This window comes from Microbacterium sp. Au-Mic1 (genome assembly GCF_021341785.1).
GTDB lineage: Bacteria > Actinomycetota > Actinomycetes > Actinomycetales > Microbacteriaceae > Microbacterium.
In genome coordinates, this window is sequence record NZ_JAJTTF010000018.1 from 35,666 (window position 1) to 44,121 (window position 8,456).

Sequence of the window (8,456 nt, forward strand, 5' to 3'; positions counted from 1 at the left end):
GTCAGATCCCCTGCCAGGCCGGCTTGTTCGCGAAGGTGTAGCGGTAGTAGTCGGCGAGCTTCAGCTTCGACGCCGCGGCCTCGTCCACGACCACCGTCGCATGCGGATGCAGCTGGATCGCCGAGGCCGGCATGAAGGCGGAGAGCGGCCCCTCGACGGCATCCGCGATGGCCTGCGCCTTGCCCTCGCCGTAAGCGAGCAGCACGAGGTGGCGGGCCTCCAGGATCGTGCCGAGGCCCTGGGTGATGCAGTGCCGCGGCACCTGCGCGAGCGAGTCGAAGAAGCGCGCGTTGTCCTCGCGGGTCTGCTCCGTGAGGGTCTTGACCCTGGTGCGCGACGCGAACGAGCTGCCGGGCTCGTTGAACCCGATGTGGCCGTCGGTGCCGATGCCGAGCAGCTGCAGGTCGACTCCGCCTGCCGCCCGGATCTTGGCGTCGTACTCGGCGCCGGCGTGCTCGATCCCATCCTCGGATCCGTCCGGCACATGGACCAGCGCCGGAGTCAGGCCGAGCGGCTCGACGACCTCGCGCGTGATCACGGACCGGTAGCTCTCCGGGTGGGAGGGGTCGATGCCGACGTACTCGTCCAGGGCGAAACCGCGCACGCGCGAGACGTCGGCGTCGGCGAGCCGAGCGCGCAGGGCCGAGTAGACCGGCAGCGGGGTGGATCCGGTTGCGAGCCCGAGCACCGCGTCCGAGCGGCGGGCGATGAGCCGTGCGATCTCGGCGGCGACCAGTTCGCCGGCAGCGGCGGAGTTCTCGACGATGACGACTTCGGCCATGGGGTGCTCCCTCGTAGGTGTCGGTGGCGTGGATTCTGAGTGCGGGTCGACCTGACGCCGTGCTCAGACGAGTTCGGCGGGCAGCCGCGCGGCTCCCACCAGCGCGGCTCCGAGCGCGGCGGCAGGGGATCCGATCGGCAGCAGCTCGATCCTCTCATCCAGCCGCAGCGAGCCGATGAACGGCGACTCCGCGCTCTCCTGGCGCAGCCGTCGCACGATGTCGTCCAGCAGGCGTTCACCGAGGGCGGTGACCCCGCCGCCGATCACGACCGTCTCGATGTCGGCCCCGAGCACGAGGCTGCGGACCGCGGAGGCCGCACCGAACGCGATGCCCTCGCGCAGCTCCAGGGCGAACGCGTCGCCGTCCTCGGCGAGGTCGAAGATGTCGCGGAGGGGCAGCTCGCCGCCTCTCCCCCAGGCCTTGCTCACGGCGCCGCCGCCGCAGAAGGTCTCGATGCAGCCGCGCTGCCCGCAGCCGCACACGCGCCCGCGAGGGTCGACGGAAAGATGCCCGACCTCGCCGGCCGTGCCTCGCGCGCCGCGCCACAGCGCCCCGTCGATGACGATCCCCGCGGCGACCCCGGTGCCGAGGTTCAGGTAGGCCATCGAGTGCGCGTCGCCGCGCAGCGATCCGGCGCCGAGCGCCGCGGCCTTCACATCGTTCTCCACGGAGACGGGGACGGGCAGGCGGACGCGCACGGCGTCGGCGAGGTCCAGCTCGGTCACGCCGAGGTTGACCGCATGCAGCACCCGGCCGGCATCGGCGTCGATGAGGCCCGGGATCCCGATGCCGACCGATGCCACGTCCGAGACCGGGAAGCCACCCGCGTCGGCGAGAGCGGCGACGGCGTCGTGCACGGCGGCGACGACGGCGTGATCGCCCCACCCCGTCGGAATGCGGGTGCGGGCGAGGATCTCGCCGTCCGAGGCGAGGGCGAGCGCGTCGATCTTGGTTCCGCCGACGTCGAGGCCGACCCGGATCGCACTCACGAGACGCCCAGCTGGCCGGACAGGACCATCACCGCTGCCCCGCGCAGCACGATGTCATCCTGTGCGGTGAGCCGGATCGCGACGTCGTCGAACACGCCCTCCAGTGTGCGCTCGGTGAGGGTGCGCGTGGCGGCCTCGATGAGCGTGCCGGCGAGCAGGTCGGCCGGACCGGACAGCACGATCTCCGAGAGGTCGAGCGCGGCGACGATGGGCGCGATGGCGACGCCGAGCCGCGTTCCGGCCTCACGCAGCACCTGCTCCTCGGATGCCGGGTCCTCGGCGATGCGCGCGCGCAGCCGCGACGCGCTCAGCCAGGCCTCCAGGCATCCGTCCTTGCCGCACGCGCAGCGCGGCCCGCCGTCGGTGCCGACGACGACGTGGCCGATCTCCCCCGCCGCGAAGCGGCTCCCCACGAGGGGCTGACTGTCGGAGATCAGCCCTGCGCCCACGCCGCGGCCGATCTTGATCAGCAGCATGTCGGGACGGGCCTGACCGAAGGTGTACTCGGCGAGCACCGCGGCGTTCGCGTCGTTGCGCACCAGCACCGGCAGATCCAGGGCTGCGCTGAGCAGGCGCTCGAGCGGGAAGTCGCTCCAGTCCAGGTTGGGCGAGTTCAGCACCATCCCGTCCGGGCGGACGATCCCGGGAGCGCCGACGCCGATGCCGAGCACCGGCACAGTGGACAGCTCGACCAGCTCCGCGGCAAGGGAGCGGACCGCTTCGTACGCGGCCGCACCGCCGCTCGGACGAGGCAGGTCGCGGCGCTCGAGCACCACGCCGTCCAGGCTCATGAGCGCCCCCTCGAAGTCGCCGGGGCCGGACAGGTCGAGACCGACGATGCGGTGGCCGTCGCGATCGATGTCGATGAGGATGGGCGGCTTCCCCGGACCGGTGGTCTCGCGGATGCCCTTCTCCACGACGATGCCGTCATGGATGAACTCGCCGACCAGGTCGGAGATCGTCACGCGGGTGAGGCCCGTCTCCCGGGAGAGGTCGGCCCGGCTCATCGCCCCGGAGTGATAGAGCGTCTGCAGCACCAGCGCGCGATTGTGCCCGCGGGCGTGCTCGGGAAGCACCTTGGTGCTCGTGCGCAGCTTGCCCGCGGACCCGAAGCGGTGCGGGCTGCTCTCGCCGCTCTCCGCGTTCATCGGGCGACGCTGCTCATCCGTGGGACCATGTTTGTTAGTACACCTTACGAACGGGGTGAAAATCAAGCCCTATCGCGCGTGGCGCGAGTCGGGGTTACCCGAACGTTACCGGATCCGGGTTCGAGCACCGCGTGTTTCCCGCGCGCGGCGCCGTACGGCCGCGCGGGAGGACCGCCGATCCCGCACATGCCCGCCCGCCCTTGTGCTTCCGTTGCCGTTTTGTGATATGGCATCCCGTATCCTTGAAAGACTGACAGCGCTCAAGGGCAAGGGGGGTGTGCACGTGACGGATCTGGTGACGGCAGCGGGGGCTCCGACCGAGGAGAACACGATCGTCGACGGCACGGACGCGACCACGGAGGCCGCGACCGGAGACGGCGCGGGCGACCGACCCGTGGAGTGGGCGCCCGCCGATGAGCCTGCGCGCAAGAAGCGCCACGTCGGGCGCTGGGTGGGCATCGGCCTCGGCGCGCTCGTGCTGGGACTCGGCGCCGCGTCGATGATCCTCATCGCGCCCGGCACCACGATCGCCGGAGTGCCGGTCGGCGGAATGACGCCCGGCGCCGCGGCAGAGGCGGTCAGCAACCACATCGGCGCCATGCAGATCACGCTCGCGGGCGAGGGCGACGGCAAGCGCGTCACCGGATCCGACCTGGGTGCGCACGTGGACGCGACGAAGCTCGCCGACAAGGCCTTCGCCGAGCGGCCGATGTGGAACATCACCAGCTGGATGTCCGCCCCGATCGCCGGCACGATCACCCTCGACGACCGCGCCGCCGAACACGCGCTGCGCGCGCAGGTGCCCACGGTCTACCAGGACGCGACCGACGCCACCGTCGCCTTCCATGGCACCGGCTACACGGCGACGCCCGCGAAGGACGGATCCGGCATCGACCTCAAGGCCCTCACGGCGGCGATCGCGTCTGCCGCGGAGAAGGGGCGGAGCTCCCTCACGTTCGAGGCGAAGGCGGCCCCGGTGGCCCCGGCCATCAGCGACAAGACCGCCGCGGCCACTGTGACCGAGCTCAACACCATGCTCTCCACGATCGGCTTCTACGTCGGCGCCGAGCGCACGGTGCCCGTGGACGCGGCGACGGCCGCCGGATGGCTCACCCTCACGCCCGAGGACGGCAAGCTCGCGATCACGGCGAACCAGGCCGCGATCCAGAAGAGCGTCGACGCGCTCGCGGCGACGGTCAACCGCGCACCGGTCAACGCGACGACGGTCGTGAACTCCTCGGGCGAGGTGCTCGACGACATCACTCCGGGCGTCACGGGCCGTCAGCTCGGCGACGTCTCCGGAGCCGCGGCGGCGTTCGCCGCACAGATCGCGAAGGGCAACGGCACCTTCGCCCTGCCGGTCAAGGACACCCCCTTCGCCTCGACCTCGCTGCTGCGCAAGGTCGACGTGAACCTCAGCACCGAGACGCTGACCGTCACCGAGAACGGCAACGTCGTCGACTCGTGGCTGATCTCCTCGGGCCGCGGCGACTTCGCGACGCACACCGGATCCTTCACCGTGAACTGGAAGCTCGACAGCCAGAACATGGGCAACACCGACCTCACCAAGGCGCCGTACTACTACCAGCCCGACGTGAAGTGGGTCATGTACTTCAACGGGGACGAGGCGCTGCACGGCGTGTACTGGCACGACAACTGGGGCACCCCGATGAGCCACGGCTGCGTCGGCATGCCGGAGTGGCGCGCCGAGTGGCTGTTCGACTGGACTCCGCAGGGCACCGAGGTCAACGTCCACTACTGAACGAGGGATCTCACAGGATCCGCTTCGGAGAGGCCCGTCGCATCGTGCGGCGGGCCTCTTCGTCTGTCCGGACGTGCGTGCCGACGCGATACCCCTCTCTCCGGAGGGACGACGAAGGGGCGGACGCAGCTCGCGTCCGCCCCTTCGTGGATCCGATCAGCTCAGGCCGTCGATGACCGCGTTCAGCGTGGCCGACGGACGCATGATCTTCGCCACGAGGGCACCGTCGGGGCGGTAGTAGCCGCCGATCTCGACGGGCTTGCCCTGCACCGCGGTGAGCTCGGAGACGATGCGCTCCTCATCCGCGGCCAGCGCGGCGGCGACCGGGGCGAAGGCCGCTGCGAGCTCGGCGTCCTCGGTCTGCGCGGCCAGCTCCTGCGCCCAGTACAAGGCGAGGTAGAAGTGGCTGCCGCGGTTGTCGATCGTGCCGAGGGCTCGGCCCGGCGAGCGGTCGTTCTCCAGGAACGTCCCCGTCGCGGCGTCGAGCGTCTTCGCCAGGATCGCGGCCTTCGCATTGCCGGTGCGGTCGGCGAAGTGCTCGAACGACGCGGCCAGGGCGAAGAACTCGCCCAGCGAGTCCCAGCGCAGGTAGTTCTCCTCGACGAGCTGCTGCACGTGCTTCGGGGCGGATCCGCCCGCGCCCGTCTCGAACAGGCCTCCGCCGGCGAGCAGCGGGACGATGCTCAGCATCTTCGCGCTGGTGCCGACCTCGAGGATCGGGAACAGGTCGGTGAGGTAGTCGCGCAGCACGTTGCCGGTGACCGAGATCGTGTCCTCGCCCGCGCGCATGCGCGCGAGGGAGTAGCGGGTCGCCTCCTCGGGGGTGAGGATCTCGATCGTGAGGCCGTCGGTGTCGTAGTCCTTGAGGTACTCGGTCACCTTGGCGATCAGCGCGGCGTCGTGGGAGCGGGCCGGGTTCAGCCAGAACACCGCGGGCGCGCCGGTGGCGCGGGCGCGGCTCACGGCCAGCTTCACCCAGTCGCGGACCGGGACGTCCTTGGTCTGCGTGGCGCGCCAGATGTCACCGGCGTGCACCTCGTGCTCCAGGACGACCTCGCCCGCCGAGGTGAGGACCTGTACGCGGCCGTCGGCGGCGATCTCGAAGGTCTTGTCGTGGCTGCCGTACTCCTCGGCCGCCTGGGCCATGAGGCCGACGTTCGGCACGGTGCCGATGGTCGCCGGATCCAGCGGACCGTTCGCGATGACGTCCTCGATCGTGGCCTGGTAGACGCCGGCGTACGACGAGTCCGGGATGACGGCGAGAGTGTCGTCCTCTCCGCCGTCCTTGCCCCAGAGCTTGCCGCCGTTGCGGACCAGCGCGGGCATCGAGGCGTCGACGATCACGTCGCTCGGCACGTGCAGGTTGGTGATGCCCTTGTCCGAGTTCACGTAGCTGAGGCGCGGACCGCTCTCCATGGCCCGGAAGAACGCCTCGGCGATCTCCTCACCGCCCTCGAGATCGGCGAGCCCGGCGAGGATGGAGCCGAGTCCGTCGTTCGCGGTGAGGCCGGCCGCGGCGAGCTTGTCGCCGTACTGGGCGAAGACATCGGCGAAGTAGGCGCGCACGACGTGTCCGAAGATGATCGGATCCGAGACCTTCATCATCGTGGCCTTGAGGTGCACGGAGTACAGCACGTCCTCCGCCTTCGCCTCCGCGAGGGTCTCGGCGAGGAACGTGTCGAGGGCCGCGGCGTTCAGGAAGGTCGCGTCGACGATCTCACCCGGGAGCACCTTGAGGTTCTCCTTCAGGACGGTGACCTGCCCGTCCGCGGAGACGTGCCGGATCGTGAGCACGTCATCGCCCGGGGAGACCCAGCTGCGCTCGTTCGCCTTGAAGTCGTCGTGTCCGAGGGTGGCGACACGGGTCTTGGACCCGGCGGCGAAAGCCTTGTTGCGGTGCGGGTGCTTCTTCGCGTAGTTCTTCACCGCGAGTGGGGCACGGCGGTCGCTGTTGCCCTCGCGCAGCACCGGGTTCACGGCGGAGCCCTTGATGCGATCGTACCGGGCGCGGATGTCCTTCTCCTCGACCGTGGACGCGTCGTCCGGATAGTCCGGGACGTCGAAGCCCTGCTGCTGCAGTTCCGCGATGGCGGCCTTCAGCTGCGGGATGGAGGCCGAGATGTTCGGCAGCTTGATGATGTTCGCCTCGGGTGTCGTGGCGAGGCCGCCGAGCTCTGCGAGCGCATCGCCCACGGCCTGGCCGGAGCTCAGACGCTCCGGGAAGGTCGCGAGGATCCGGCCCGCGAGCGAGATGTCGCGGGTCTCGATGTCGACGCCCGCCTGGTGGGCGTAGGCCTGGACGATCGGCAGCAGCGAGGCGGTGGCCAGCGCCGGCGCCTCGTCCGTGTAGGTGTAGATGATGGCGTCGTCGGTCACCGGGGTCTCCGTTTCACGCAGGAAGGGTTTCAGACAGCGGCCTCGCGCGGATGCGCACGCGGGGCATCGCGCGAATTTGTCTCGATACCAAGATACCTGCCCTTCGTGCGCTTCCCGAGCGAGGTTCGCGGGTTCCTGCGCGGCTCCGCCGCGGCCCGGCCCCGCGATGCGTGCCGCGCAGATGAACTTATCCCCACGTTTCGGCTCCAGCCGTCACGGGGCCCATCCAGGGTTTAGCCTGTTGTCCATGACGGAACTGCGACTGGTCGAACTGTCCGCGGCGACGATCGTCGCCGTCAACAACCTCTCCCTCAAGCCCGGGCAGGAGCAGTACCTCGCGCCCGTCTCGTACGGGATCGCGGCGACCGTCATGAATCCGCAGACCAGCTGGCAGCGCGTCGTCCTGGACGGCGACGAGGTCGTCGGCTTCGTCAGTGCGAACTTCGACCCCGATGCCCCCGAGGAGCACTTCCGCTCCGTCCTGTGGCGCATCAACGTGGATGCCGACGACCAGGGACGCGGCGTCGGCCGTTTCGCCGTGGAGAGCCTGATCACCGAGGCCCGCGCGCGCGGCTTCGAGCACCTGAACGTGATCTACGAGGCGGGCACCGGCGGCCCTGAGGCGTTCTTCCAGCGGGTCGGTTTCACGCCGGTCGGCGAGACCGAGTACGCCGAGGTCATCGCGGAGATCCGCTTCTGAGCACCGGCACGCCCGGTTCTGCACCCCGACGCGCCCCCGACACGCGTACGCTGTGATCGGCGGCGGGGTTTCGAATCCCCTCCCCCATCGAAGCCCCGTCGTCCTCTCTCCCTGGAGCAGGCGAAGCGGACGTCGCCGCCCTGCGCTCCGTCGCGCTCCTCGGTCGGAGCCGCTGATCGAAGGACCGGCGGTTCCTCGCCGCCCGGATCTCAATCGCGCTCGTCGCGCCGCTTCGGGCTGCGACCGCGTGCATTCCACGTGGCGACCCACGAGACGGCCGCGTCGGTCGCCCGGTCCAGCGCATCCGCCGACAGCCCGATCATCTGCTGCGCCGCGTCCCGCCATCCGCCCGCGCGTGCCTCCCGTTCGCGCTCGCTGAGCGGATCCCGTCCCTCAGCCCGTGCCCGCGCGTCGGCCTCTGCCGTGCCGAAGGTGCGGCGGAGCCGCTCGACGGCGTCGCGGTAGGCGCCGAATTCCGCCGGCGTGACCCGGGCGGTCGGCGAGGGCCGTGCGTCACGCGCCTCGGCCATCGCGGTCAGGAAGGCGTGCGTCGATGGATCCCCCGCATCCCGCATCGTCGGATAGGCGAGCAGCAGAACGGGATCGGTCTCATAGGTCATCCAGCGCACGAGCACGGCGTCATGCGCCGCCAACGCCCGCGGAAGGGGTCGCCGCTGCGGATCCGCGCCGATCGCCAGC

General features: G+C 70.5%; 6 protein-coding genes and 1 pseudogene. 2 read left to right on the top strand and 5 right to left on the bottom strand.

From position 1 onward, the window contains the following. Window position 1: 1 nt before the first annotated feature. The 3 genes from nagB to LXM50_RS18275 all read right to left on the bottom strand — a co-directional run bounded on the left by nagB (window position 2) and on the right by LXM50_RS18275 (window position 2,919). The gene (nagB, locus tag LXM50_RS18265; RefSeq protein ID WP_233312906.1) at window positions 2-781 is read right to left on the bottom strand and encodes a glucosamine-6-phosphate deaminase; all 780 of its coding nucleotides are present in this window, start codon (window positions 779-781) and stop codon (window positions 2-4) included. Window positions 782-844: 63 nt separating this feature from the next. Further along, window positions 845-1,771, bottom strand: coding sequence for an ROK family protein (locus LXM50_RS18270; RefSeq protein WP_374107849.1), 927 nt, complete (start codon window positions 1,769-1,771; stop codon window positions 845-847). Beyond that, window positions 1,768-2,919 (bottom strand): ROK family transcriptional regulator, encoded by a 1,152-nt coding sequence (locus LXM50_RS18275; RefSeq protein WP_233312907.1) that lies wholly within the window; start codon window positions 2,917-2,919, stop codon window positions 1,768-1,770. Before LXM50_RS18275 ends, LXM50_RS18270 begins: the two co-directional genes overlap by 4 nt. Window positions 2,920-3,202: 283 nt before the next feature. Here LXM50_RS18275 and LXM50_RS18280 point away from each other — a divergent pair, with 283 nt between their 5' ends. Further along, window positions 3,203-4,681, top strand: coding sequence for a L,D-transpeptidase family protein (locus LXM50_RS18280; RefSeq protein ID WP_233312908.1), 1,479 nt, complete (start codon window positions 3,203-3,205; stop codon window positions 4,679-4,681). 156 nt (window positions 4,682-4,837) lie between these two features. Here the strand turns inward: LXM50_RS18280 and LXM50_RS18285 are convergent, their stop codons facing one another. Beyond that, entirely contained in the window at window positions 4,838-7,057 is a 2,220-nt protein-coding gene (locus LXM50_RS18285) for an NADP-dependent isocitrate dehydrogenase (RefSeq protein ID WP_233312909.1), read from the bottom strand. A gap of 247 nt (window positions 7,058-7,304) precedes the next feature. Here LXM50_RS18285 and LXM50_RS18290 point away from each other — a divergent pair, with 247 nt between their 5' ends. Continuing rightward, the gene (locus tag LXM50_RS18290) at window positions 7,305-7,757 is read left to right on the top strand and encodes a GNAT family N-acetyltransferase (RefSeq protein ID WP_233312910.1); all 453 of its coding nucleotides are present in this window, start codon (window positions 7,305-7,307) and stop codon (window positions 7,755-7,757) included. 209 nt (window positions 7,758-7,966) lie between these two features. Here the strand turns inward: LXM50_RS18290 and LXM50_RS18295 are convergent. Next, window positions 7,967-8,456, bottom strand: a pseudogene (locus LXM50_RS18295) (hypothetical protein); the annotation flags it as partial.

What these genes read in the sequence shown, in the direction of transcription:
- nagB (WP_233312906.1), bottom strand. Translation starts at nt 781, where the DNA reads ATGGCCGAAGTCGTCATCGTCGAGAACTCCGCCGCTGCCGGCGAACTG.
- LXM50_RS18275 (WP_233312907.1), bottom strand. Translation starts at nt 2,919, where the DNA reads ATGAACGCGGAGAGCGGCGAGAGCAGCCCGCACCGCTTCGGGTCCGCG.
- LXM50_RS18290 (WP_233312910.1), top strand. Translation starts at nt 7,305, where the DNA reads ATGACGGAACTGCGACTGGTCGAACTGTCCGCGGCGACGATCGTCGCC.